Annotated in this window: 27 protein-coding genes; all 27 read right to left on the reverse strand. The window is 41.1% G+C overall.

From position 1 onward, the window contains the following. Positions 1 to 23: 23 nt before the first annotated feature. Positions 24 to 698, reverse strand: coding sequence for a menaquinol-cytochrome c reductase cytochrome b subunit (gene qcrB / locus NSS78_RS10405; protein WP_003215804.1), 675 nt, complete (start codon positions 696 to 698; stop codon positions 24 to 26). A 2-nt stretch (positions 699 to 700) separates the two neighbouring features. Beyond that, positions 701 to 1,207, reverse strand: coding sequence for a ubiquinol-cytochrome c reductase iron-sulfur subunit (locus NSS78_RS10410; RefSeq protein WP_007500911.1), 507 nt, complete (start codon positions 1,205 to 1,207; stop codon positions 701 to 703). Positions 1,208 to 1,351: 144 nt separating this feature from the next. Further along, positions 1,352 to 1,798, reverse strand: a complete 447-nt coding sequence (locus tag NSS78_RS10415) for a YpiF family protein (RefSeq protein WP_044141115.1) — start codon at positions 1,796 to 1,798, stop codon at positions 1,352 to 1,354. A gap of 61 nt (positions 1,799 to 1,859) precedes the next feature. Continuing rightward, positions 1,860 to 2,399 (reverse strand): ReoY family proteolytic degradation factor, encoded by a 540-nt coding sequence (locus NSS78_RS10420; protein WP_003215573.1) that lies wholly within the window; start codon positions 2,397 to 2,399, stop codon positions 1,860 to 1,862. A 75-nt stretch (positions 2,400 to 2,474) separates the two neighbouring features. Next, positions 2,475 to 3,746, reverse strand: a complete 1,272-nt coding sequence (locus NSS78_RS10425) for a tetratricopeptide repeat protein (protein ID WP_034620428.1) — start codon at positions 3,744 to 3,746, stop codon at positions 2,475 to 2,477. A 292-nt stretch (positions 3,747 to 4,038) separates the two neighbouring features. Further along, positions 4,039 to 5,325: a 3-phosphoshikimate 1-carboxyvinyltransferase gene (gene aroA, locus NSS78_RS10430; RefSeq protein ID WP_212045965.1), complete on the reverse strand. Its 1,287-nt coding sequence runs from the start codon at positions 5,323 to 5,325 to the stop codon at positions 4,039 to 4,041. A 10-nt stretch (positions 5,326 to 5,335) separates the two neighbouring features. After that, positions 5,336 to 6,451 (reverse strand): prephenate dehydrogenase, encoded by a 1,116-nt coding sequence (locus tag NSS78_RS10435; RefSeq protein WP_212045964.1) that lies wholly within the window; start codon positions 6,449 to 6,451, stop codon positions 5,336 to 5,338. Positions 6,452 to 6,564: 113 nt separating this feature from the next. Further along, on the reverse strand, positions 6,565 to 7,662 hold the full coding sequence (hisC, locus tag NSS78_RS10440; RefSeq protein WP_003215818.1) for a histidinol-phosphate transaminase: 1,098 nt from the start codon (positions 7,660 to 7,662) through the stop codon (positions 6,565 to 6,567). A 10-nt stretch (positions 7,663 to 7,672) separates the two neighbouring features. Continuing rightward, complete coding sequence (gene trpA / locus NSS78_RS10445; protein ID WP_212045963.1) at positions 7,673 to 8,476, reverse strand: tryptophan synthase subunit alpha; 804 nt, start codon at positions 8,474 to 8,476, stop codon at positions 7,673 to 7,675. Further along, positions 8,473 to 9,672 carry a tryptophan synthase subunit beta gene (gene trpB / locus NSS78_RS10450; protein WP_212045962.1) on the reverse strand — a complete coding sequence of 400 codons (1,200 nt, stop codon included), beginning with the start codon at positions 9,670 to 9,672 and terminating at the stop codon, positions 8,473 to 8,475. The genes trpA and trpB overlap by 4 nt, the downstream gene beginning before the upstream one ends. Next, positions 9,653 to 10,312: a phosphoribosylanthranilate isomerase gene (locus tag NSS78_RS10455; RefSeq protein WP_212045961.1), complete on the reverse strand. Its 660-nt coding sequence runs from the start codon at positions 10,310 to 10,312 to the stop codon at positions 9,653 to 9,655. The genes trpB and NSS78_RS10455 overlap by 20 nt, the downstream gene beginning before the upstream one ends. 5 nt (positions 10,313 to 10,317) lie before the next feature. Continuing rightward, entirely contained in the window at positions 10,318 to 11,070 is a 753-nt protein-coding gene (trpC, locus tag NSS78_RS10460; protein WP_137055038.1) for an indole-3-glycerol phosphate synthase TrpC, read from the reverse strand. Further along, a complete protein-coding gene (trpD, locus tag NSS78_RS10465) occupies positions 11,063 to 12,085 on the reverse strand; it encodes an anthranilate phosphoribosyltransferase (RefSeq protein ID WP_003215742.1) in 1,023 nt (340 codons plus the stop codon). Before trpD ends, trpC begins: the two co-directional genes overlap by 8 nt. Beyond that, a complete protein-coding gene (trpE, locus tag NSS78_RS10470) occupies positions 12,057 to 13,604 on the reverse strand; it encodes an anthranilate synthase component I (protein ID WP_342468119.1) in 1,548 nt (515 codons plus the stop codon). The genes trpD and trpE overlap by 29 nt, the downstream gene beginning before the upstream one ends. Positions 13,605 to 13,835: 231 nt before the next feature. Beyond that, positions 13,836 to 14,219 (reverse strand): chorismate mutase, encoded by a 384-nt coding sequence (gene aroH, locus NSS78_RS10475; RefSeq protein WP_034661065.1) that lies wholly within the window; start codon positions 14,217 to 14,219, stop codon positions 13,836 to 13,838. Continuing rightward, a complete protein-coding gene (aroB, locus tag NSS78_RS10480) occupies positions 14,216 to 15,307 on the reverse strand; it encodes a 3-dehydroquinate synthase (protein WP_106028760.1) in 1,092 nt (363 codons plus the stop codon). The genes aroH and aroB overlap by 4 nt, the downstream gene beginning before the upstream one ends. After that, positions 15,307 to 16,479 carry a chorismate synthase gene (aroC, locus tag NSS78_RS10485; RefSeq protein WP_212045960.1) on the reverse strand — a complete coding sequence of 391 codons (1,173 nt, stop codon included), beginning with the start codon at positions 16,477 to 16,479 and terminating at the stop codon, positions 15,307 to 15,309. The genes aroB and aroC overlap by 1 nt, the downstream gene beginning before the upstream one ends. Positions 16,480 to 16,552: 73 nt before the next feature. After that, positions 16,553 to 17,332, reverse strand: coding sequence for a protein-glutamate O-methyltransferase CheR (locus tag NSS78_RS10490; RefSeq protein WP_050943841.1), 780 nt, complete (start codon positions 17,330 to 17,332; stop codon positions 16,553 to 16,555). A 144-nt stretch (positions 17,333 to 17,476) separates the two neighbouring features. Beyond that, entirely contained in the window at positions 17,477 to 17,923 is a 447-nt protein-coding gene (ndk, locus tag NSS78_RS10495) for a nucleoside-diphosphate kinase (RefSeq protein ID WP_212045959.1), read from the reverse strand. Between the two features lie 130 nt (positions 17,924 to 18,053). Beyond that, on the reverse strand, positions 18,054 to 19,016 hold the full coding sequence (gene hepT, locus NSS78_RS10500; RefSeq protein WP_003215649.1) for a heptaprenyl diphosphate synthase component II: 963 nt from the start codon (positions 19,014 to 19,016) through the stop codon (positions 18,054 to 18,056). A gap of 24 nt (positions 19,017 to 19,040) precedes the next feature. Next, positions 19,041 to 19,745 (reverse strand): demethylmenaquinone methyltransferase, encoded by a 705-nt coding sequence (locus NSS78_RS10505; RefSeq protein WP_003215527.1) that lies wholly within the window; start codon positions 19,743 to 19,745, stop codon positions 19,041 to 19,043. A 3-nt stretch (positions 19,746 to 19,748) separates the two neighbouring features. Continuing rightward, positions 19,749 to 20,516 carry a heptaprenyl diphosphate synthase component 1 gene (locus NSS78_RS10510; protein ID WP_003215666.1) on the reverse strand — a complete coding sequence of 256 codons (768 nt, stop codon included), beginning with the start codon at positions 20,514 to 20,516 and terminating at the stop codon, positions 19,749 to 19,751. A 114-nt stretch (positions 20,517 to 20,630) separates the two neighbouring features. Then, a complete protein-coding gene (mtrB, locus tag NSS78_RS10515) occupies positions 20,631 to 20,861 on the reverse strand; it encodes a trp RNA-binding attenuation protein MtrB (RefSeq protein ID WP_003216082.1) in 231 nt (76 codons plus the stop codon). 28 nt (positions 20,862 to 20,889) lie between these two features. Beyond that, positions 20,890 to 21,459 (reverse strand): GTP cyclohydrolase I FolE, encoded by a 570-nt coding sequence (gene folE / locus NSS78_RS10520; RefSeq protein WP_003215789.1) that lies wholly within the window; start codon positions 21,457 to 21,459, stop codon positions 20,890 to 20,892. Positions 21,460 to 21,649: 190 nt separating this feature from the next. Next, entirely contained in the window at positions 21,650 to 21,928 is a 279-nt protein-coding gene (gene hbs, locus NSS78_RS10525) for a non-specific DNA-binding protein Hbs (RefSeq protein WP_003215863.1), read from the reverse strand. A gap of 374 nt (positions 21,929 to 22,302) precedes the next feature. Continuing rightward, positions 22,303 to 23,781: a stage IV sporulation protein A gene (gene spoIVA / locus NSS78_RS10530; protein ID WP_003215616.1), complete on the reverse strand. Its 1,479-nt coding sequence runs from the start codon at positions 23,779 to 23,781 to the stop codon at positions 22,303 to 22,305. 205 nt (positions 23,782 to 23,986) lie between these two features. Continuing rightward, on the reverse strand, positions 23,987 to 24,712 hold the full coding sequence (locus tag NSS78_RS10535) for a hypothetical protein (RefSeq protein ID WP_212045958.1): 726 nt from the start codon (positions 24,710 to 24,712) through the stop codon (positions 23,987 to 23,989). Positions 24,713 to 24,719: the final 7 nt, after the last annotated feature.

Here is a 24,719-nt window from a genome sequence, read left to right on the forward strand (position 1 = left end):
AACATTCATCAAACGCAAATTTTTTATAGCGGTCCAGAAATTCCTTGCTTACGAATCATAATAAAGTGGGCAGCCATCAGCCCAAATAATGCCGCTGGCAAGAAAAAGACATGGATAGCGAAAAATCTCGTCAGCGTTTGTGCCCCTACAATGTCAGGATGACCTGCAAGCAGCGTTTTGATCTCTTTACCAATGAAAGGCGTCGCTTCTGCAATTTGAAGACCAACCTTCGTTGCAAATAGCGCCTTCATATCCCATGGCAAGAGATAACCTGTAAAACCAAGTCCAAGCATCACAAAGAAAATGAGCACACCAACAATCCAGTTGAGCTCTCTAGGCTTTTTATACGCCCCTTGGAAAAAGACCCTTAGCGTATGTAAAAACATCATGACAATAACTAAACTCGCACCCCAGTGGTGCATCCCTCTGACAATCTGACCAAATGCCACTTCATTTTGTAAATAATAGACAGATTCCCAGGCGTTTTTAATATCCGGCACGTAATACATCGTTAAAAACATGCCCGAAAGGACTTGAATGACTGTCACAAAAAACGTTAAACCGCCAAAACAGTACACAAAAGCGGAGAAATGATGTGCTGGATTGACATGCTCTGGCACCTCATGATCCGCAATATCTCTCCATATTGGTGTAATGTCTAGCCGCTCATCTACCCAATCATAAATCTTGTTAAGCATCGTTACCCTTCCCCTTTCGGCACAGCTTTTCCAAGATAGAGGTATCCGTCCTTCACTTGCTGCTTATAATGATCAAGCGGTGCAAGTGGCGGAGTTCCGGGTACGTTTGTACCATCCTTGTCGTACAGCCCATAGTGGCATGGACAGAAAAATTTGTTTGGATTTTTCGGATCACTGTTCCAGTTCACTGTACAGCCTAAATGTTTACAGATAGGCGATAAAGCGACAATTTCATCCCCTTCTTTGTACACCCATGCTGACCTAGATTCCTTTGACTCATACCATGCATCTACTTGATCAATTTTAAAGTCAAAGCGCTTCGGTTCCTTCGTCAGTTCATCTACACTGACAACTTGAACCATATCCTGATCCTCTGTTCCTTTTAGCACAGGGTCAAGCGCAAAGCGAACCATAGGCATGAGCATTCCAGCGGCCATAAATCCCCCCACGCCGGTCAACGTGTAATTCAAAAATTGACGCCTGGACACTCCATGTCTCTTCTCGCTCATTTTTTTCTCCCCCCCTCAGGTCGTCAGCTACTTTATAACTGAATTAGAAAAAATTTCATAAAACTAGGACACCCTCATAATATATCAATCTATTCACAAGGTCAACATCCTAAAAAGCTATGTACAATGCAAATGTAAGGGTTTTTATGAAGGGTTCCACTTTTGTAACAAAAAGTTCAAAATTTGTTCTACACTGTCTTGAACAATTTTTTGCTTTAATTCTACCTTTAAATGCTCGAGCGGAACCGGCTTTAACAAAAATAGTGATTCACTAACCGCCGCATGCTCTTTCCATTGGTGATCAGATGAGATCAACACAACATGCTGAAAATGATCTTCTAGCGACTGCTTCATCGTGAAGATGTCTTCTAGTTTTCGGTCATTGGCTTCTACATATGTATGTGGTGGAAAAAGAAAGACCCGCCCTTTCAGCTGTCTTTCAAGTTCCTCTGTTACAAGAATGGTAAACTCCCCTAAAGATACGGTTTGTTTGATTTGATTCACATCTATTCCAACTAATGGAATGATAGCGGTATCAATGTAATCTCTAGATTGCAAAAAGCGATCTGCATCCTCCGCTTGAAACTTCATCAATTTCCCCTCTTTCATGACATAAGCCCTGCCTGGATAGGGCAAGGCTTATTCGTTCAGTTTATGACAATAGGCTTAATTCTCTTGCTAACTTATTAAATGTTTCTTGATCATGACGGTCAAGTGCTTCATCTATCTCTTTCATAAGCCGTTCTTTTTGGAAAGTTGCGATTGAGTGTTCAAGCACTTTCTCCGCAAGATCCTTATCTTTTTCATTCTCATAAAGATCCTTTGGAATATGAGGATTTGTTTCAAGCACAGCTGCATATTCCGGCGAACGATAAGCAGAACGGAAATTCAATTGAATAAACAAATCTTGCTGTTTATTCAAACGAATATCATGAAATGACTTTTCAGCATCTGTCGTCATGATATTCTCTTTATAAAATCTAAAGGGAACTTCATCCACACAGTGTGTTGACATAATGATTCCCCTTGGGCAAAATTCTGCTTGCTCTACAAAATGAACCTTTTCCATCAAAGAGTCGTGACTCATTAAATAATTTAATATCCAAACGCACTCTCTTCGCTTTAACTGATAATGGTTTAAAAACCACCGGATGAATTCCTTCTTTTCATTGACAGAAACAGGGGTCTGCATGTTATTCCCTCCTCTATCGTAAATTAAATTGCTATACATGAATTATTCAACAAACCAGTTCTTCATTCCTGCAAACTATAAGGAAATTTCGTCTTCAATTCTTAAAATCGTTTCTTCGATTTCTTCATTCGTGCCATCTTTCTGAAGAACTTTACGTAATAGCGGCAATGCTTCTTTTTGTCTGCCTTCTTCTAAAAGGAACGATGCGTATTCATATAAAAAGTCACGTTCCTCATCAAAATCAGGCAGAGCCAGCTTGAAGTACTCAGCTGCTTCTTTGTATTCTTCTCGTCCAACAGATGCAGATGCAGCATACCAATTCCATTTTGGATCATCTTCCCCAAAGCTTTTAACCTCTTTTATGACATCCAGAATTTCATCAAAAAGCTCTTCATTTAAATAGATCGCGAGCAATGTTTGGACCGCTTCAATATATCCCGGATCAAGAGCAAGTGCTTCTTGAAGCAGCTTTTTCGCATCTTCTGAATCCCCATTTTTCAAGTCAATCTTTGCACCATATAAATATAACTCTTTGTTATACTCATCAATTTTAATACCCTCTTTTACTACCTCTAAAGCCTCGTGATATAGTCCTTCTTCCTCATAACTTTTCGCTAAAGGCATATATAGAGACGAATAAGATGGATCAATATCTTTTAGTTCTGAAAGCTGCTGAATGGCTGTTTTCGTTCGTCCAGCCCTCATCGCTGTAAATCCGTAGCCAAAAAGTGTATTCGGATCTGTTTGATCTTTCACTGCCTTTTCGTACCATTCAAGCGCATCTTCAAATTCTCCAGCTGTGCTGAGTGATTCAGCGAGCCTCTGATAAACATTGACGCCGCCAACCTCATGTTGTTGATCTGCGACCTTGTAGAAATAGTCGGCCGCTTTCTTTGAAAGACCTTGCGAAAAATACAATTCACCTAACGCAAAATCAATAATGGCTTCATTTGGCAGCAGCTCTTTTGCTTTTAAGAGCTTTTGTTCACTGACTTCAAATAGTCCTTGCATTTGATACAAATCTGCCATTAACAGTAGGCTCTCTGGATAGGCATCATCATCCTCAGGAATCGTCTCTAATACCGAAATCGCCTTTTCTTCTTCATCAGAGTCAATCAGCAGTTCTGCATAAAAACATGTTAACCCCGTTTCCTCTGGATATAAATCATGTAAATCACTGATGAGATTTCTCGCTTTATCGATATCTCCCCAATCATAATATAACTGAGCTGCCTGCGCCTTTTCTTCATCATGCAAATGCTTTTCTGCCTGAGCAAGTGTTTGAAGTCCTTTTTCAGTCTCACCCGCCTCAACTAATTTTATGGCTTCTTGTAATGAACTATTCAAATCAAACCGTTCCTTTCTGTTTTCCAAAAACCTAAACTATTGTTACTTCATATCATAATCGACAGGTACTCATCCAGCAAATATGTTGCACTTTTAAAATGAACCCATTTTTGTGTTTTAAAGACTGGTTTTCATTTCATCCTTTACGAAACGGAAGTTTTGTAAACTGAAAACACCTGAAATTCATTTTTTGATCAGATAAAATGATTTTTTTCCAGGTTTTCATCTTGAGACAAGCTATGCTATATTCCTTACAAATATGCATAAGGAAAGAAAAAGCCTGAGGACATCCTCAGACTGTTTTGGTTAAGTATTCAATGTGTTCAAAGAAATTCGGGTATGAGACGCGTACAGCATCTGTATCTTCAATCTCAACCGCTTGCTTTGTGATGCAAGCAGCAATCCCCAGCATCATACCAATTCGGTGATCTCCGTAGCTTGACACGGCTGCGCCGCCTTGAAGCGTGGTTTTACCATGAATCTTCATACCATCATCTGTTGCTTCAATATCAGCACCGAGTTTTTTAAGTTCTGACACGACTGTATCAATTCGATTGGTCTCTTTTACTTTTAACTCAGCAGCATCTTTAATGATCGTTGTTCCCTCTGCTTGTGTCGCTAGAAGCGCTATAATTGGAATCTCGTCAATAAGTCTTGAAATCATATCACCAGAAATTTCGATGCCTTTTAATGAAGAGGTAGAGATCGTTAAATCTCCATATGGCTCTCCGCCTTTTGCATCTACTTCATTGATCTCAAGATTCGCACCCATTTGTTTCAGAACATCAATAATACCCGTTCTTGTTTTGTTTAGCCCGACATTTTTTAAGACAATTCGGCTGTTAGGAACAATAGATCCAGCAACAAGGAAAAATGCAGCTGAGGAGATGTCTCCAGGAACAAATATATCTGTTGCTTTTAATGTTTGACCGCCTACAATGGAAACACTTTGTTCATCTTCGTCTAGTTTCACACCAAACATAGAGAGCATTCTTTCTGTATGATCTCTTGATTTATGCGGTTCAGTTAATGTTGTTGTTCCTTCTGCTTGAAGACCTGCTAAAAGGACAGCGGACTTAATTTGGGCGCTTGCCACCGGAGACTCATATGAGACACCTTTTAAATGGCCGCCACGAATAGAAAGTGGCGTATACTCGCCGTTTGCTCTGCCATCTATTTTCGCTCCTAGTTGTTTAAGTGGACCTGTTACTCGCTGCATTGGTCTTTTAGCAATACTCTCATCACCGATCAGTGTACTGTGAAACTCACAACCAGCTAATATTCCCATCATTAATCGAATGGTTGTACCAGAATTCCCGACATCGAGGACGTCAGACGGCTCCTTGAGCTCTTTCAGTCCCTTCCCACGGATCACAACATCTGTCCCTTTTTGTTCAATTTCAACGCCCATTTTTCTAAAACAGTCAATCGTACTTAAACAATCGGCTCCAGGGAGAAAGTTTTTCACCACTGTCGTCCCATCAGCAATTGCACCAAACATCACTGATCTATGAGAAATGGATTTATCACCTGGAATATGAATGACTCCATTCATAGGAGCATGTTTATGAATTTTCATATTTGTCACCTCAGTCAGCATAAAATGTATCGTAATTCGCTCTATTTTTTATACAGATCTCTGCACGTTTACGGTCGTCTTCTGTTTGAAAACTAATGCGTAAAATCCCATTAATGTCTTCCCGCGTTTCAATAATACGGATATTCGTAATACTGATGCTCTCATTTGCTAAATGTCCTGTAATCTCCGAAATGACCCCAGGGTGATCTGGAACATCCACATAAAGGTCATAAAAAGCAGGAATGGCACCTTTTTTCCTCAGAGGAAGCCCATCACGATATTCCTTTGCCTCTTGAAAATAAGAGAACAAGCCTTCAGCGTCTTCTTGCAGTACAAAGGTCTCAATGCGATCGATCTCTTTTTTCCATTCATGGAACCGGTCTAAAATCTTGTTTTTGTTGTGCAGAAGGATATCTCGCCACATTGCAGGGTTGCTTGACGCAATACGTGTAATGTCACGAAAGCCTCCAGCAGCAAACCGTTTGACAAGTGGGAATTGTTCTTCAAAATGATGTGCTTGATGCACAAGGCTGGCTGCAACAATATGAGGGAAATGACTAATCACACTTGTTACACCATCATGTTCTTCTGGGGTCATCTCAATAAAATGAGCATTTGTCCCCTTTAACAAGTCCTTCAAACGATCAACAGCGTCGCGGTTTGTTTCCTTTGCCGGCGTTAAAATGTAGAACGCATTTTCAAATAAAAAGTCTTTCGCTGCTATAACACCTGACTTGTGAGAGCCTGCCATTGGATGTCCACCAATAAATTGATAGTGCTTAGGAAGCGTTTTTTCAGCAAAATGGACAACCTTTTGCTTTGTGCTGCCAACATCGGTAATTGTAAGCTCTCTCTCAATTCCAGAGTTTGCAATATCACGAAGCATCTTGACTGTTTGCTGAACTGGTGTTGCCAAAATAATAGTCGCAGATTCAGCCAAACCTGCCGCAAATGAATCAGCTGCTAAATCAATGATACCCAGCTTTGTTGCTGCAACCATTTGTTCTTTGGACACATCGTATCCAACAATTTTTTTATGAGGATACTCTTTTTTAATCGACAGTGCGATGGAACCTCCAATTAAACCAAGTCCAGCAATTAATATTGTTTCATTTGCATCATTCATGTTCATCACCTGTTTTTTCGTGAAAATTAAAAAAGCCATTTCAACAGCTTATATGTATGAGGTTGGTACAATGAAAGCCATATCCTGTAAAAGGATATGACTTTATGGTTATGCTACGCTCGAATGCCTTGCATTAAATCAGCAAGTGTACTTAGAATTTCTGCATTTTGCTCCATTGTTCCGACCGTAATACGTAAAGACGTTGGAAAACCAAGTGCTTTACCAGAACGAACAATGTAGCCTTTTTTCAATAATGCATTGAATAATTCATCTGCATCTCTTTTAAAATCAATCAGCACGAAGTTTGTTTGAGACGGATAAATAAATAGTCCAAAACGGTCAGCAAATTCTTGATATTGCTTGAGACCTGCTTCATTTTTTTGTCTGCATGATTGAATGAAGTCCTGATCTTTTATCGCTGCACGAGCTGCTGCCTGAGCGATACGACTCGTATTAAACGGCTCTCTCGCTGGTTCAATCGCAGTAATCAACTCTTCTGATGCAATGCCATAGCCTACTCGAAGCGCGGCCAGTCCATACGCTTTAGAAAACGTACGGAGTACGATAACATTTTGATAGTTGTGTAATAAAGATAAGCTGTTCGGAAAGTCTTCCGCACGAACGTATTCGACATATGCTTCATCTAGTACTACAAGCACATGAGCTGGTACTTGATCTAAAAACGCCACAAGCTCAGATTCTGACAAATGATTTCCCGTCGGGTTATTCGGGTTGCATACCCAGACGACCTTCGTGTTCTCATCAATCGCATCCAGCATGCCCTTCAGATCGTGAGCTCCTCCGTCTAAAAGCGGCACCTCTCGAATCTCTGCCCGCTCAATGATTGCATTGTGACGATATTGCGGAAAAGACGGAGCTGGGATGACGGTATTTGTATGTTGGTCAAGGAATGCCCTAGCAATAATTTGCACAAGTTCATCTGAGCCATTCCCGAATATTAATTGTTTTTCATTTACTTGAAGAAACTCAGCGAGCTCTGTTCTTAAACTTGCGCTGTATCCATCTGGATAGATCGCTAAATGTTCAAGCTCAGCTTGTATCGCCTCTCTTGCATGAGCGGAACATCCAAAAGGGTTTTCATTTGAAGCCAATTTCACAATTTTGTCTAATTGATATTCTTTTTTGACCTCTTCAATTGGTTTCCCAGGTTGATACGGTTTTAGTTGTTTTAATTGATCTTTGATTTGCAAAAGTTTCACCTCATTTGAATGAATAGAGGGGACCAAATGTTTTTGCATAGGTTTCAAACTCTCTTAAAGCGTCTTGACGAGTATCACTTGCTAACAATTGATCCTGAAGTTCTTCAATTTTTTTTACAAGTGCACTGCCTACAACGACGCCGTCACTCAGTTTATTCATTGCGTCTACCTGCTCTCTTGTTGAGATACCAAAACCGACCGCAACCGGTATGTGACTCAGCTGTTTCACTTGTTGAATAAAATCAGTAATCGATTCGTCAAAGGTTTGTCTGACACCTGTTACACCAAGAGATGAAACACAATACACAAAACCTTCTGCCTGCTCTACTATATTTACTAATCGTTCCTTACTGGTTGGTGCAACGAGCGAAATATATGAAATGTCATATGTTTGACAGTTCTTTTGCAGCTCACTGCTTTCTTCAAAAGGCAAGTCGGGTGTTAAGAGTCCCGAAATATGATTTTTGCGCAGTAAAGCGAAAAAGTATTCTGTGTCTAATTGTAACACAGGATTATAATACGTAAATAGAATTACAGGAATTTTTACACCGTTTTTTTTCATCTTCCCTGCTAATCCTATCGCTTTTACGATATTCATGCCATGATTTAGAGCTCTTTTGGAGGCTCTTTGAATGACAGGACCGTCTGCTAGCGGATCGGAATAAGGAACACCTAGCTCAATCGCATGTGCACCGGCTGCTTGAAGGGACACAGCTAAATCGATCGTGATTTCTTCTGACGGATCCCCTGCTGTAATAAATGGGATGAATAATTTCTCGTCTTGCTCTAATCGAAATGTGATCATTTGGTTTTGCCCTCACTTTCAAGCACATTCATTAATGTATGCACATCCTTATCTCCTCTTCCTGATAGGCAGACAAGGATGATTTCATCTTCACTCATTGTCCTGCTCATCTCAAACGCCTTGGCTAAAGCGTGTGCTGATTCAATCGCTGGCAGGATTCCTTCCTTTTCTGTCAGCAGCTTTAGTGCATCCAGTGCTTCTTGATCTGTAGCACTCACATATTGAACGCGTCCGCTCGCATGTAAATATGCGTGCTCTGGTCCGATCCCGGGATAATCTAGACCAGCTGAAATGGAATAGGGCTCAATAATCTGGCCAAATTCGTCTTGGATTAAATAGGTCAAAGATCCATGAATGACCCCTTTTGTCCCCTTCGTAATGGTTGCTGCATGAAGCGGCGTATCGATTCCTTTTCCAGCCGCTTCTACACCAATCAAATCAATCTCATCATCCAAAAACGCTCGGTACATTCCAATAGCATTACTTCCGCCGCCGACACAAGCAATGACTTTATGAGGGAGACTGCCTTCTTTTTTCAGCATCTGCTCTTTTGCTTCATCACCAATCATCCGCTGGAACTCACTGACGATTTGGGGATATGGATGAGGTCCTACAACTGAACCGATCATATAGAAATGATCACTACAGTGCTGGACCCAGTAACGAATCGCTTCGTTCGTTGCATCTTTTAATGTGCCGTTTCCGCTTGTGACAGGTATGACTTCAGCGCCAAGGAGCTTCATTCGGAATACATTGAGAGATTGTCTCTCCACATCCTCTTTTCCCATAAATACCGTGCACGATAATCCAAACTTGGCGGCCACCGTTGCAGCTGCTACTCCGTGCTGTCCAGCGCCTGTTTCTGCGATGATGTTTGATTTCCCCATTTTTTTTGCAAGCAGTGCCTGACCAAGTGCATTGTTGATCTTATGAGCACCTGTATGGTTTAAATCTTCTCTTTTTAAATAGATTTTTGCGCCGCCGAGGTATGCAGATAATTGATCAGCATATGTCAGCGCAGTCGGTCTGCCTGAATAGTTTTGCAATAGAGAAAGATATTCTTGCTTAAAGGCTGGGTCTTCTTTTAATTCGTTAAATGCTTGTTCGATTTCTTTGAGTGGCTGCATGAGCGTCTCGGGAACAAATTTCCCTCCGAATTCTCCATATCTGCCAAGCTCATTTGGATATGCGTACATCGTTTAACATCCTTTCTTCAAGCGCTTTGATCTTAGCGCTGCTTTTCTTCCCGTTTTCTTCTATGCCGCTTGAAAGATCGATCGCTTTTGGGCTATAGGCAAGAAGCTCTGGCAGTGTTTCTGGTGTTATTCCGCCGGCAATGATGCATGCTTTCTTCAGTCGTTTTGCTTGCTGATTGTATACAGGTACCGCTTCCCATGTAAAAGCTGTGCCAGAACCGCCTCTCATCCCTTTTACTTTCGCATCAATGAGAAAACCATCGACAAACGGCGCAAATGCCGTCATTTGATCAAGTGTTTCTTTTATATCGGGATCGTGATGAAAGACTTTCCACACTACCGCCCCTGTTTGTTGTTTTATTTCTTTTGCATCCTCTCTTGTTTCATCTCCATGCAGCTGCACGATATCTAAAGGAATATGCTTTGTGATGTCACACACTTTTTGGATTTTTTCATTTACAAATACACCAGTAATCTTTTTCCTGCACTGCGAATCGGTGAGCCATTGTTTCACTTGATCTGGATCGACTTGCCTTTTACTTGGAGCAAAAATAAATCCGATCGCATCTGCTTGAGATTGCGCAATGCATTCTACATCTTCTAGTGAGACCGCCCCGCAATATTTTAAAAAAGGCTTCATCGTGGTCATTCTCCAAATAACGTCTGAACGGCTTTTTCTTGTGAGGGTTCTCTCATTAATGATTCACCTACAAGGACAGCACTCGCTCCATGTTTTTTGACAAAGGTCAGATCATCAAATGTTTGAATACCGCTTTCACTTACTAGCAAGACATCCTTTGGAACAAGTGGTGCAATCTCTTTTGTTTGCTCAACTGTTGTTTTAAATGTCTTTAAATTTCGGTTATTCACGCCAATGATTTCGGGGGTGAATAGGTTTAAGATATGTTCCAGTGTATCTGCTGCATGAACTTCGACAAGAATATCTAGTCCTTTTTCCTTCGCTTCAGCATAGAATTCATGCAGCTGTTGCGGTTCAAGTACTTCCCCAATTAATAAAATGGCATCTGCACCGATACGTCTTGACTCTTCTATTTGTATGGAATCGATGATAAAGTCTTTTCTTAAAATTGGACGTGCGACTTTTTCTTTAATTAAGGAAAGATACTCGTTCTTCCCTTGAAAAAATGGTTCATCTGTTAAGACTGATAAGCAATCAGCATTCGATTTTTCGTAGGCTTTTGCTGTTTGCAGAGGATCAAAATTTGGCTGAATGATTCCTTTGGAAGGAGAAGCCTTTTTCACCTCAGCAATCAGCCCAATCGAGCGGTGAGGGTTCATGAGTGCTTCTTTAAATGATCGTCTTTCAAAGTGTCCATCCACAGGTAACTGCAACGTTTGGATATGTTCTTTTTTACGTGCAATGATTTGATTAAGCATAGATCTCTTCCTCTTTCGTTTTTTGTTTTAAACGAGCCAATTGTTCTTTGGCTGCTCCGTTTTTAATCGTTTCTAATGCTTTTAATGTTCCTGCCATGAGGCTTTCTGACTTGCCTGCGACATATAAAGCCGCCCCGGCATTCAGAGCTGTAATATGAAGCGGCGCCCCTCCTGTTTGATGATTCAATATATTCTGAATCAATTTCGCACTCTCTTCCGGTGATTGGACCTGAATATCTGATAAGTATCCTTTTTCCAGTCCAAAGTCTTCTGGGTTTAGCGTATATTCTGTCATGGCACCTTTTTTGAGTTCAATCACATATGAATTGGCTGTAATCGTTAGTTCATCCAGCCCGTCTTCCCCGCATACAAACAGGACATGCTCTGGCTCTAATGGGGCAAGGGCTTCTGCCATTAATTTTGCCTTTTCCTTTGCATACACACCGATGATTTGCTTTTTGGCTTGCATCGGGTGGCAAAGCGGTCCTAATAGATTAAATACCGTCCGGAAGCCAAGCTGCTTGCGGACTGCTGCTACTTGTTTCATAGATGAATGGTACAGTGGTGCAAATAAAAAGCCCATGTTTTTCTCTTGTATTTGCCTTCTTGTTTCTTCTGGAGTGGATTGAATGTGAATCCCAAGACACTCTAGCACGTCGGCACTTCCGCTTTTTGAAGAGACTGAACGATTTCCGTGTTTTGCGATTTTAGCACCAGCGGCGGAAGCTACAATAGCAGCTGCAGTTGATATATTAAATGTGGAGAGTCCATCGCCTCCTGTGCCGCATGTGTCAACGACATCAAGCGATCTTTCCGCTGGTTCTGCTTTTTGCCGCATGGCCCTCACGAAGCCTGTCATTTCTTCAGCTGTTTCTCCTCTATGCGCTAAAATCGATAGACTTGCAGCGACTTCAGCATCTGTTAAAGAGCCGCTCATCATATCATGCATTAGTCTATGTGCTTCATTTTCTGATAGGAAGCCTCCGTTAACAAGAGCTGATAGTCGCTGATTCATCCTGCACACTCTCCTTTTCTGAAAAAATATGTTCAGCAAGCTGAATGGCCCTCAGAAGCGCTCCTGCCTTGTTACATGTCTCTTCCCATTCATTTTCTGGCACAGAATCTGCGACAATGCCAGCACCTGCTTGTATGGAAGCGATCTGATTTTTGACGCTCATGGTACGAATGGTAATACAAGAATCGATATTACCGTCGAACCCAATATAGGCAATACAGCCGCCATACGTTTCCCTTGGCTCAGGCTCCATTTCATTTAATAATTGCATCGCTCTTATTTTCGGTGCCCCTGTTAATGTGCCTGCTGGAAATGCGGACATGAGTGCATCAACTGGGTGTGTATCCTGCTTTAGCTTCCCTGTCACAATGGAGATGATGTGCATGACATGTGAAAAGTTCACAACTTTTGTAAAGGTCGGTACGGACACGCTGCCGTATTCTGCTACGCGGCCGACATCATTTCTGGCTAGATCTACTAACATGTAATGTTCTGCTTTTTCTTTCTCATCTTCTAGCAGCTCTCTTGCCAGTGCGGCATCCTCTTCTTTTGTTGCTCCTCTTTTTCTAGTGCCTGCAATAGGATGAATTTCTAGGTGCCTATTTTTGGCATGAATTAATCGTTCTGGTGAGCTTCCGACTAAATCACGGTCTTTTAATTTCATAAAATACATGTATGGAGATGGATTCACAATGCGAAGCACACGGTATAATTCAAATGAACTCACTGACACTGGGATATCAAAGCGCTGTGAGAGTACGCCTTGAAAAATATCACCCGCTCGAATGTATTTTTTTATTTTTTCTACGTCCTTTAGAAATTGTGTTTTTTCATAGGTTGATGTCACATGTTCAAAGGACGGTGATTCGTTCATATTCCCTGATAAAATCAGTTCTTTCATATCGACCTTTGTATGGAGCTTGTGAATCATCTGTTCAAGCCGCTTTTGATTTTCTTTGTAAGCTCGTATTTTTTCGTCTTCTGTTTCATTTCCGGTTAGCTGGGTGTATTGGATAAAATGAACATGATTCGTTTCATGATCAAAGGCAATCATCGTTTGGCAGACAAATAGTGTACAATTGTCTGTCGTTGGGGCGCTTAGATGCGGCCTGACAGATGGTTCAATGCTTGGAATAAGATCGTAACTTAAGTACCCAACTGCCCCGCCTGTAAACGGGATGTCAACGTCTGGTGTCTTGATTTGATATTGCTCTTTCATCCAGTCTAATAAGTCTTTCAGTTCTTGTTTTTTCATGACCTCCTGCCCTGCCGCGTCACGTGCAATATATTCGTTTTGATCATCATGTAAGGTTAAAAAAGGATGTAATCCGATGAAGGAATATCTCGACCAGCTAGAAGACTCATCTTTGCTTTCTAGTAGATACACAATATCTGCCTTGAGTTTTTCGACAATTTGAATCGGTGAGAGCGTATCAACTGTAATGGTTTCAACAATCGGGATCGTTTTGTGGGACTCGCTGTCCCTTAAAAATCGGGTCAAATTTGATTGGGAATTCATAAGCACACTCCTTAAATGGGATTAAGGAGAATGAGGGGACATATAGAGGGTTTGTATGAGTATACGAAATAAGCCTAAAAGAGGGGTGCTCTTTTAGGCAGTATGATGAAATAGACGTATCGTATCTCTGCTCAACTCTACTCATCTCAACTACCCTAGTCTCATTCTCATCTTCTCTAAACTTGCAATGCCGTTTACACCTGTGTGTAAACTTCGGCTGTTCATATCGTATTATAATTCCTTGTTTTTTGTCAACTGTAAATCAGGGCGAAGCGTCACAGCTTCTTCCAAGTACACATGCTGCACATCTTCCTGCTTTGTGTCTGTTTGGACCGTCATTAACACACGAATACAATGTTTTAAACCGCCTTGAATGTCCAGCTCCTGCATACAAGTAACAGGCACATACGTCCACCCTTCAAACTGACGAAGGGCTTTTGCTGGAAAAACGGAGTGAATATCTTGTGTAGCTGAAATTAAGATCTGCACGACACGTTCTGGATCTACTTGATTTCTTGAAATAATCGCTTCTAGCAGCTGTTTCGTTTTGTTTAACACTTCTGTTTCTGTATCTTCTGTCACAGTTGTAGCCCCACGTATCCCGCGAAACATCATAGACATCCCTCCTCCCGTTTCCATTCTTCGAGCCATTGATGCAGATCATCTTTTGTGAAAGACTGCAAGACAGCATCTCCAACCTGTTTTAATAAAACAAATTGAACGGTCCCGCCTCTTGCCTTTTTATCACCAATCATCCGGTCAACAAATGTTTTCGTGGAAATATCTTGAGTGACTTGTACCGGAAATCCGAGTTCTTTCATCCACTCTTTTAGTTCCGTCCGATTGAGGCTGAGTCCCAGCTTCTTTTCGCTCACATATAGCGCAAACTGCATGCCGATTGCAATAGCATCTCCGTGCGTAATAACGCCGTATCCATACTCTGCTTCTATGGCATGCCCAAGTGTATGACCTAAATTCAAAAATGCACGCACGCCTTGTTCTCTTTCGTCTTTTTGAACAATCGACGCTTTGACCTCAATCCCTTGATACAGCATATGTGCCAGCTCGCTCTTTGAACATTCCGCCAAAGAACGAATAGACATCAGCTCTGATAAAAAGTCTTCACTTGAAATGAGGGCATGTTTGATGACCTCAGCAAAGCCTGACCTCATTTCAGTTTGAGATAGTGTCTCAAGCATGCTCGTATCATAGATCACGGCTTTCGGCTGATGAAAGGCACCGATTAAATTTTTACCGAGCGGGTGGTTAATCCCCGTTTTCCCGCCAACTGCACTGTCATGTGCCAGTAGTGTCGTCGGAACTTGAATAAAATCAATGCCTCTCATATAACTAGCAGCAACAAAGCCAGCCAAATCGCCAATTACGCCGCCTCCAAGCGCAATGATGCACGAGGAGCGATCTAGCTGAAACTGAATGGCCTTCGTATGAATATGCTCAAACTCAGCAAAAGATTTCGACTGCTCTCCGCTTGGCACAACCACTTTATGCACAGACCACTTCTGCTTAAGTAATCGAACCATTTCATCACCGTAAATGGCATCAACCGCTGTATCTGTCACGATTAAGAGCTTCGTATAGGAATGCCCCGTGGAAGTCATCAAGTCGACGATATTGCGTTTAATCCCATCACCGATGTATACAGGATAAGTGGCTGAAGACGTCTTAACTTCCAGTGTTTTCATTAAAATTCCCTCTGAAGCTGGCGCATTTTTTCAACATTTTCTTTAATGCGGTCAATTTGATCAAGGCCAAACTGCTCCACTACAGCATTGGCGATTTCCCAAGCCACGACTGCTTCTGCGACAACACTTGCGGCAGGAACAGCACAGCTGTCAGAACGCTCAATGCTTGCAGAGAAAGGTTCTTTTGTTTCAATGTCAACGCTTTGAAGCGGTTTGTAAAGCGTTGGGATTGGTTTCATGACCCCTCTTACGACAATTGGCATACCAGTTGACATTCCGCCTTCAAGACCACCTAAGCGATTTGTTTTTCTCGTATAGCCCTTTTCTTCATCCCAGATGATTTCATCATGGACCTCACTACCATTTTTAGAAGCCGCCTCGAAGCCGATACCAAATTCGACCCCTTTAAAAGCATTGATACTCAGAACAGCACCTGCAAGCTTGCTGTCTAATTTGCGGTCATAGTGAACATAGCTTCCGACTCCAACCGGCATTCCTTCAACGATGACTTCCACAATTCCGCCAATTGAATCACCGTTTTTCTTCGCTTCATCAATGGCATCCATCATTTTTTGACCTGCTTCACTGTCGTAGCAGCGAACAGGTGACTCTTCCGTTACCTTTTGCAAATCTTCAATTGATTCATATGCCGTTTGAGCTGCTTTCACTCCGCCAATTTCAAGAACGTGGCCAGCTACCTTGATTCCTAAATGAGCCAAGATTTGTTTAGCGACTGCGCCTGCTGCTACGCGCACGGTTGTCTCACGGGCTGATGAACGCTCTAATACATTTCGCATATCACGATGTCCATATTTAATCGCACCATTTAAATCCGCATGTCCTGGTCTAGGGCGTGAAATTTGACGCTTCATTTCACTCTCTTCTTCTTCTGTGATCGGCTCTGCCCCCATCACTTTTGTCCAATGCTTCCAGTCGTTGTTTTCAACGACAAGTGCAATAGGAGAACCTAATGTTTTCCCGTGACGAACACCACTTAACACTTTCGCTTGGTCTTTTTCAATCTGCATTCTTCTGCCGCGGCCGTGACCTTTTTGTCTTCTAGCCAATTCATAGTTGATGTCATCCTGCTCTATGCAAAGTCCCGCTGGAACGCCTTCAATAATTGTGGTCAATTGTGGTCCATGTGATTCACCTGCTGTTAAGTATCTCATGACTTGATCTCCCTTCATCGCATTAACGCTTTTAAGTAAAACTATGATAACACACTTACTACTAAAAAGTCAGCTACAACCCCTTCTTTTGATAAAAGAAAGTATCAGCTGATGTGAGTCCAAACTTTTCTGGATGAAAAATTTGTTCAGTTGAACCAACAAATAATACGCCATTTGGTTTTAAACTGCTGCTCATTTTCCTGTAAATCTCTTCTTTTGCCTCTTCTGTAAAGTAGATAAGGACATTTCGGCACACGATAAGATCAAGCTGTTTTTCATAAGGATCTGCTAAAAGGTTGTGTTTTTTAAATTGAATGTGCTTTCGCACCTCATCCTTCACAGTGTAAAATGAAGAATCTTCTTTTGTGAAATATTTTTGCTTGATTTGATCTGGTACCTCTTGCAGTGATCGTTCATGATATTTTCCTTTTTGAGCTGATTGCAGCACTTTATCATCAATATCAGTTGCAATAATTTGGAAGTCCTTCACAAGCGGATGGCTTGATAGCAGCATTGAGAGTGTATACGGCTCCTCTCCTGTCGAACATGCTGCACTCCATATTTTTAGGGTCCCGCTGTTTTTCAAAAGCAGCGGAAGAATTTTTTGATCAAGCACTTCCCAGCGCTGATAGTTTCGGTAAAATTCTGACACATTGATCGTCATTCGATCCATCGTCTCGTCTAATAGTGCTCTATCCTTTTCAAGGGCAGACGCGAACGCTTCAAAATCTCTATATCCTTTTTTATCATATAGTGACGTTAATCTTCGTTTCATTTGTGCTTCTTTATATAAATTCAGATCCACCCCGGTTAGCTTTTTCCATTTTCCGACAAACACTTGATATTGATCCATCAAAGTCCTCTCCTGTCTCATCTATCTTTGTCCTAGTATAGCTGTTTTTATCGAAAATTTGTATCTTCTCATGCGAAATTTCGTGTAGAAATATTCATATAAAAAAGCCAAGGTGCTCATTTGATGAACACCTTGGCTTGAATTTTAATAAATCCAGCTTGAGATGGTTTGATTCCAGTTTGTGAGTTCTTCTTGTTTGAAGAATAAGTTGATTTCTCTTTCAGCACTTTCTGGTGAGTCTGAGCCATGGATAATGTTTTTTCCAACCGTCAATCCATAGTCTCCTCTTATTGTGCCCGGAAGCGCTTCCTTCGGGTTTGTTTTGCCGATAATCTGTCTTGTGACATCTACTACCTGCTCACCTTGCCATACCATTGCAAATACTGGTCCTGACGTAATAAAGTCAACCAATTCCCCGAAGAATGGTTTTTCTTTATGCTCACCGTAATGTGTTTCTGCTACTTCTTTTGGAATGCTCATTAGCTTTGCACCAACAAGCTGAAGCCCTTTTTTTTCGAATCTTGACACAATTTCACCGATTAATTGTCTTTCCACACCATCAGGTTTGACCATAAGAAATGTTTTGTCCATATACGTTCTCCACCCCGTCGTTTATGTATGTATAGGCTTACATTGTTACAAAGTGATCGTATCATTTTTTTATATAATAATCAATTTTTGACAAAAAATTTCACAAAAAAACCAATCAACAATATGTTGATTAGAATTTTCGTTTTCCAATATATTTGGCAATGGAAGCGAGTGACGTTTTCGCTCGTCCTCGAGGAAGTTTGTCTAGCTGTTCGAATGCCTTTTTCAAATACATTTCACTCACTCGAATCGAGCGGTCGATCGCATCTGTTTGTTTGAGGTGTTCAATCACAGGTTTTAGCTGGGTTTCCGTTGTTTCACTATTAATCAGCTTTAATTGTCCTTCGAGTGTAGGATTCTTCAGTGCATATAAGACCGGGAGTGTGACATTTCCTTGTAAAAGGTCTCCTCCAACAGGCTTACCAAGCTCTTCTTCAGTTGATGTGAAATCAAGCACATCATCAATGATCTGATAGGACATACCGACATAGTAGCCAAACCAGTAAAGGGCTTTATGTGTTTTCTCATCTGTACCTGCTGCTATCGCACCTAACTGACAGCTGCCTGCAATGAGCAAGGCTGTTTTTCGTTTGATTCTTCTTAGATATGTACGTAGGTTTTGATCCATATTGTATTTGTCTTTCACTTGCTCGATTTCACCAAGACAGAGCTCGACGACCATCTTTGACAAAATTTCATGCGCCATTGGGTGATTGATCTTTGTCATATACTCAAGAGATCTTGCAAACATATAATCTCCTGTGTACATGGCAATTCGATTGTCCCATTTTGCCTTAATCGTTGGCTTGCCTCTTCTCAGCTCTGCATCATCAATAACATCATCGTGAACGAGCGATGCCATATGAATGAGCTCAAGCGCAACGGCAACATATTTAATTTTATTAATGTCATAGTCGCCAAACATGCCTGAAAGGAGAACAAAAACGGGGCGGATTCGTTTTCCGCCCGCTTGCAGCAAATGAAGACCCGCTTCACTTAATAATGCATAATCAGAGCGAACTGTTTGTTCAAGCTCTTTTTCAATAATATCGATATCATGATTTAAAAAAGAGATCATTGCTTTTAGTTTCATTATTTTCACCCAAATATCGTTTATTCAAAGCTTCTTTCCGATATGTGTTGCTGCTACACCGCCTGTAAATGGATGATACGAGACATCAGACAGACCCGCCTCTTCGAAAAGAGCCGCCAGTTCTTTCATGCCAGGGAACGCTTTGGCTGATTCTTGAAGCCATGAATACTCCTGATAGCTTTTGGCAAACAGTTTACCAAAGAGCGGCATGATGTATTTGAAATAGACATAGTAGCCTTGTTTAAACCCAATCATTTCAGGTTGTGATGTCTCTAGACAGACAACCATTCCACCAGGCTTCACGACTCTTGTCATTTCTTTTAGCACTGTTAAGTAATCAGGGACGTTCCGCAGGCCAAAACCGATCGTGACATAATCAAATGTGTTGTCCTCAAAAGGAAGCTCCATCGCATTGCCGTGAAGCAATTCAATTTGATTATAGCCCCCAGTCTTCACCTTCGTTTCTCCAACACTCAGCATATTTTTACTAAAATCAAGGCCTTTGACTTCGCCTTTGTCTCCAACAGCATCAGCAAGCGCAATGGTCCAATCGGCTGTTCCGCAGCATACGTCTAATGCTTTGGCTCCTTTTTGAACATTCATCAGTTTCATTGTTTTATCGCGCCACTTTTTATGCTGCTTAAAGCTGATGACGGAGTTCATTTGATCATAGTTTTTATAAATTTTTTCAAATACACCGTGTACTCGCTGTTCTTTTGATTGCTGCATGACTTACCCTTCTTCCACTTTCTGATGATACGCAGGTTCATTTTTCATATGATCCAGGCGATTTAATAGCTCTTTTTGAACGACCGGAGATGAAACAAGATGCTCCTTGATGGATCGTTTGGCCTTTTCATAGCCTTCATTCTCAAAGTTGTCAAAACATGTATAGGCGTCCGTATAGCTATCGTTCAAAAAAAGTTTTAAATGTTTGTCATCTTCTGCTTGTTTCATGAAACGCTTATAAACAAGGAAACGACTTGCAATCTCATTCCAATGCGTTAATTGAAAATGCTCAGAAACCCTTTGGAATAACGCAGACTCAACCGTTGCTACACTTTTGTAAAAGTGCGCTGCATCTTGAATGGATCGATCATACAGTCTAATTTTATGTTCATTGATTTCTTTGATCGCCGTTGCGAGCGTGCGAATCATGTAGATGTCTTTCATGTCAGAGAGAAGAGAATAATAGAGACCGCTGAAATAGTCTCCTGCCAGGATCGTCAGCTGACGATTTTTGAATTCGTCTTGTTTGATCGCTGCAGCAGTTGTGACTTCATCATGGGTATCAAGGGCAATTTGCACAAGCATCGCCGTTAAAATATAATTTTCTTTTTTCTCTGCATCAATTTGAGCTTCATCAAACATTGCATGAAAAAGAAGGAGCTTATCTTCATCGATGAGTGGCGCACGTAAATGTTTCGCCAAATAAGGATGAGAAAGCTTTTTATTTAATTTTATATTTAGATTAGATAAAATTCCGTAGATGTCTTGCAAAGATATCACCCTTGTCCCAAAAATTACAGTTTCATATGTAGCCCTGCACATTGTATAGAGATTTATTATACCATATCAGCTCTCACTTTTATGCTATCAAGTGCACTCAAGTATTTATTTCTTTGCTTCGCTTTGAATTTCCCCGAAGCTTGTTTGAATGACAGCATCGCCTCTTACTTTGATCGCTGACGTATGCTCAGTAAATTGTGCAATGATGACTTCACCTTTATCGAGCTTTTCGGAATGGTGAAATCTTGTATCAGAGCCTCTAGTTAGGCCGATGACATTTACACCATTTTCATTGGCTTTAATCACTACAAAATCAGATGCTTTATTTTCACTCAATCTGTTCACCTTCCATCTATCTATTGAATTAGTCGTTTTTAATAAAGGAAAGTACTTCTGCTCTTGCCGCTGCATCATTTGCAAATGTACCGCGTACTGCTGAAGTCACTGTTTTTGCGCCTGGCTTTTTCACTCCGCGCATCGTCATACACATATGCTCTGCTTCAACGACAATCATCACGCCATGCGGATTGAGTGTTTCCACCATACTATCTGCAATGGTTGATGTGATGCGTTCCTGAAGCTGCGGGCGTTTGGCAACAGCCTCTACAGCTCTTGCAAGTTTGCTAAGTCCTGTCACTTTTCCGCCGCGCGGAATATAAGCGACATGCGCTTTTCCGTAAAAAGGTACAAGGTGGTGTTCACACATTGAATGGAAAGCAATATCTTTTACAAGAACGAGTTCTTCGTGGTCTTCACCAAAAATGGTTTTAAAATGTTCTTTTGGATCTTCATTTAATCCCGAGAACACTTCTTCATACATTTTTGCTACTCGTTTAGGGGTATCAAGAAGTCCTTCACGATCTGGATCTTCTCCGATGGCTTTTAATATATCGCGTACTGCGTGTTCGATTAGTTCTTTATTTATTTCACTCATGTATTATATCCTCCAAAGGCGATTACATTTCAATCAGATTCTAGCACACTTCAGATCCTAAAAGCAAAGGAGAGCGTTCTAAACGAACCTTTTGATTCAAAAGGAAAAGCCCCTTATGAAAGGGGCTTTTCTAGACCAGTGTGAAACTGTATATGTATAACTCCTGCAATAGGATCATTACACATAACGATTATTTACCTGCCACCGCGTCTTTAAGTGCTTTACCTGGTTTGAAAGCAGGTACTTTGCTTGCAGGGATTTCGATCTCTGCACCAGTTTGTGGGTTACGTCCTTTACGAGCTGAACGCTCACGTACTTCAAAGTTACCAAAACCGATAAGTTGGATTTTGTCACCATTTTTAAGTGCATCTAAAATTGTATCAAAAACAGAATCAACTGCTTTTGTCGCGTCTTTTTTAGATAACTCGCTTGCTTCAGCAACCGCGTTAATAAGTTCTGTCTTGTTCATGCCTTTCACCTCCTCCCAAAAATATGCATTCAGTAGATTGTTATCATTTCTTCACAATTCATCTTCTTTCTATACACTTTTTTCGAAAAAAAGAGCGTCTAGAAAGCGGTATACATGGCTTTTCATTAGAAAACAACTCTTTGAAGGAATGTTTGTCCAACAAAGTGAAGATTTTCTGTAAGTAGATTAACACATATGAAATACCATATCAAGCATTTTAAAGGGAAGAATCCTTATTCGTCAAGGATTAAGGGCACTTTTACGAACGAATATTCCTAATTTCAGCCTGAATCTGACTAATCTTTATACAATTGTCTTTTTATGACTCATTCCTTACGCAAAAAAAGACCCCTGTCAATGAGAGGTCTCACATGCTATAGAATAATCGCGATCAAACCGCCTGATCCTTCGTTGATGATTCTTTCAAGTGTTTCTTTCAGTTTATATCTTGCATTTTCTGGCATCAGTGACAGCTTTGCTTGAATGCCTTCTCTGACAAGGGAGCTGAGTGAGCGCCCAAATATATCTGAATTCCAAATCGAAAGCGGATCATCTTCAAAGTCTTGCATTAAGTAGCGGACGAGCTCTTCACTTTGTTTCTCTGTTCCGATAATCGGTGCAAATTCACTTTCTACATCTACCTTAATCATATGAATAGATGGCGCAACCGCCTTTAGTCTTACGCCAAATCTCGAGCCCTGCCTAATGATTTCTGGCTCATCTAAACTCATATCTGACAAGGCCGGGGCCGCAATTCCGTATCCCGTCTGCTTCACCATTTTTAAGGCATCTGATACTTGATCATATTCTGTCTTCGCATGCGCAAAATCTTGCATGAGCTCTAGAAGATGGTCTTTCCCTCTAATTTCTACACCAACCACTTCTTTTAGAATATGATCATATAGATCATCTGGGGCGTACAGGTCAATCTCCGCAATCCCTTGACCCATTTCAATCCCTGCTAAGCCCGCTCTTTCAATAAAGTCAAATTCACTGAACTGGCCAACAACACGGTCAACATCTCTTAATCTTTTAATATCCTTTACGGTTTCCTTCACTGAGTCCTGATAGCTTTCTCTCAGCCAATGATCTTCTTTCAGCACCATGACCCAGCTTGGCAGGTTCACATTCACCTCTAGGACTGGGAATTCATATAATGCTTCACGAAGCACACTAAGGACGTCTTGCTCTCTCATACTTTCTACACTCATGGAGAGTACTGGAATATCATATTTTTGGCTCAGTTCCTGCCGCAGCGCTTCTGTTTCAGGATGATAGGGTCTCACAGAGTTGATCACCATAATAAACGGCTTTCCTACCTCTTTGAGTTCATCAATCACACGTTCTTCAGATTCAATATAATCATGTCTTGGAATTTCTCCAATAGAACCATCCGTTGTAATCACAACACCGATGGTTGAATGCTCTTGAATGACCTTGCGTGTGCCAATTTCCGCTGCTTCATGGAACGGAATTGGCTCTTCATACCACGGCGTGTTGATCATTCTTGGACCATTTTCATCTTCATACCCGCGCGCACCAGGGACTGTGTATCCTACACAATCTACAAGCCTGATGTTGACATCAAGACCGTCACTCACATGAATCGATGCCGCTTGATTCGGTACAAATTTTGGCTCAGTGGTCATAATGGTTTTTCCTGCTGCGCTTTGCGGCAATTCATCCTGTGCTCTTGCACGATCTGCCTCATTATTGATATTCGGGAGCACCACGAGCTCCATAAACTTTTTAATAAACGTAGATTTCCCTGTACGAACAGCGCCAACGACTCCTAAATATATATCGCCTCCTGTTCGTTCAGCGATATCCTTGAAAATATCGACTTTTTCCAAGTGATCCCCTCCCGGACTTGCTATCCTCGTTTTCAAATAAAATACTCTATTCTTCAATCAAACTTGCTTGAAAGGTGTCTGGACAATATATGTGTATGACGTTGTCCTATTTGAATATGACACCTTTTTTTGTTTTGAGAGTATGTTTAGCCATAAAAAAACCTTTCTCCTCATTTATATGCAGAGGAAAAAGGTTCATTCTTGTTTATGACGTCTTTTTTTCTAAAAAGTCAGGCTCACCTTTTTTGTTGATGGTATATGGGACAGAAAACGCGGGTACAAACGGGGTTTCCTGCCAATAGACATCTTGAATGTTTTCACCTGGTTTCAGCTTTCGTTTCGTATTCTTCAAAATATGAACAAAATCACTGCGGTAATCCACATAGATTTCGCCATTTGATGAAATCAGTAATGGGAGGGAATTCCCTGTCACCGGGCTCATGACCGTAGGCGGCGATTTTAAGCCTAGCTTTTTTTCATTTAACGTATATAAATTGTTTGATACTACTTTGCCGTATGGCGGATATGTATGTTCATCTTGATATATTTTGATTCTAAGCCGTAATTCACTGATGGTTTGCGTCATTTTGACATCAAGCAGTTTCACAGTTGGGTTTTTTTCGACGTCTGTGAGGACATACATATATTCCCCTCCGCCTTCAAAGGATGTAGACGGTACATCGTGTAAATATCTTGGTGACAAGCGCTTAAAGTCGATGACGTACTTTTGATAAATCGGCGTGTCTGCTTCTTTCGTTTCAATCGGCAAAAGACCATTTGTTGCTTTTTGAAATTCCTCAATCGCTGTCTGAACGCTTTGCAGCTGCTCTTCGTACGGCACACGGTTTTCAGTTTTGCGATTTTCTGGATACAGACATCCTGTTAGTAAAATAAGTGCTAACAACGTGACACTGACTTTTGCTTTGATCATCACATTC

Origin of the sequence: Bacillus sp. FSL W8-0920, assembly GCF_038593215.1 — a bacterium.
In the GTDB taxonomy this organism is placed as follows: domain Bacteria; phylum Bacillota; class Bacilli; order Bacillales; family Bacillaceae; genus Bacillus; species Bacillus pumilus.